Origin of the sequence: Streptomyces sp. NPDC007162, assembly GCF_040634175.1 — a bacterium.
In the GTDB taxonomy this organism is placed as follows: domain Bacteria; phylum Actinomycetota; class Actinomycetes; order Streptomycetales; family Streptomycetaceae; genus Streptomyces.
In genome coordinates this window covers 1-1269 of record NZ_JBEYFC010001026.1, presented here as the reverse complement: position 1 = coordinate 1269, position 1269 = coordinate 1, and the positions used below count along the sequence as shown (strand labels likewise).

At 72.2% G+C, this 1269-nt stretch carries 2 protein-coding genes; one reads left to right on the top strand and one right to left on the bottom strand.

What is annotated here, in order from left to right:
• Nucleotides 1–494, top strand: a 494-nt coding sequence (locus ABZ646_RS46865) for an aldo/keto reductase (protein ID WP_360533971.1), incomplete at its 5' end; no start/stop codon positions are given.
• A 15-nt stretch (nucleotides 495–509) separates the two neighbouring features.
• On the opposite strand, the gene ABZ646_RS46860 is transcribed toward ABZ646_RS46865, so the two are convergent.
• Nucleotides 510–1190 (bottom strand): phytanoyl-CoA dioxygenase family protein, encoded by a 681-nt coding sequence (locus ABZ646_RS46860; protein WP_360533968.1) that lies wholly within the window; start codon nucleotides 1188–1190, stop codon nucleotides 510–512.
• Nucleotides 1191–1269 lie beyond the last annotated feature (79 nt).

Sequence of the window (1269 nt, the reverse complement as noted above, 5' to 3'; positions counted from 1 at the left end):
GTTCGATGTACGCCTGGGAGTTCTCCAAGGCCCAGTACACGGCCGAGCGGAACGGCTGGACCAAGTTCGTCTCCATGCAGGACCACTACAACCTCCTCTACCGCGAGGAGGAGCGGGAGATGCTGCCGCTCTGCGCCGACCAGGGCGTGGGCGTGCTGCCGTGGAGTCCGCTGGCCCGCGGCCGCCTCACCCGGGACTGGGGCACGGTCACCGGGCGCAGCTCCACCGACAACTTCGGCAGCACCCTCTACCAGGAGGGCGACCGCGCGATCGTCGAGGCGGTCACCCGCATCGCCGACGACCGCGGCGTCTCCCGCGCCCAGGTGGCCCTGTCCTGGCTCCTGCACCAGGACACGGTGACGGCCCCGATCATCGGCGCGTCGAAGCCGAACCACATCGAGGACGCGGTGGCGGCGGTCGAACTCCGCCTCAGCGACAAGGAACTGGCGGAACTGGAGCGACCCTACGGACCCCACCCGATCGCCGGCCACTGAAGGGCCGCCCCCGCGTCACAACCGGGACGTACCACAGGGGCCCGCCCCCTCGCTCTCCAGCAGGGAAACCCGCTCGCCGCTCATGGTCAACGTCCGGTAGTACCCCCCGATCCGCTCAGCCGACCGTCCCACGTAGTGCCCGATGAACGACCGCCGGAACCGCTCGCTGGAGCGGTTCGGCTGTGAGCCGTGCACCAGGCTCCCGTTGAAGAACAGGACGTCCCCCGGCGCCATGTCGACGGGCACCGCCGCGAGCCCCTCCGGCGGTGCCACGTACTCCCGCGCGAACGACAGCCCCGCGTCCGACTCCTCAGGGCAGAACAGGTCCATCCGGTGCGTCCCCGGCACCACTTCCAGCCCGCCGTTCTCCCGGTCGATCGCCTCGCAGGCGACCCAGGCGGCGACGCAGGTCCCCGGCTCCACCCGCAGATAGAAGTTGTCCTGGTGCAGGGCCTGCCCCCGGGCGCCCGGCGGCTTGAAGTAGAACATGCTCTGCGCGGCCAGCACCTCCTCCCCGAACAGCCCCTCCAGGACCACCCGCAGCCGTGCGTCCAGCAGGAACCGCCGGGCGAGCGGGCTGATCTCGTGCGGCTGCAGCACCCGCGGATACCGGTGCAGCGGATCCGCCGTCGGGCCCGGCTCGAAGTGCCCCGGCACGGGCCGCCCGGACGCGTGCAGCAGGCAGGTCCTCGGCACGGAAGGCGGCGGCGAGCTCGGCGGCGCGGGCCCCCACGTCGGCCCCGGAGCGCGGCTGGGTGGGCATGCCCACGATGCC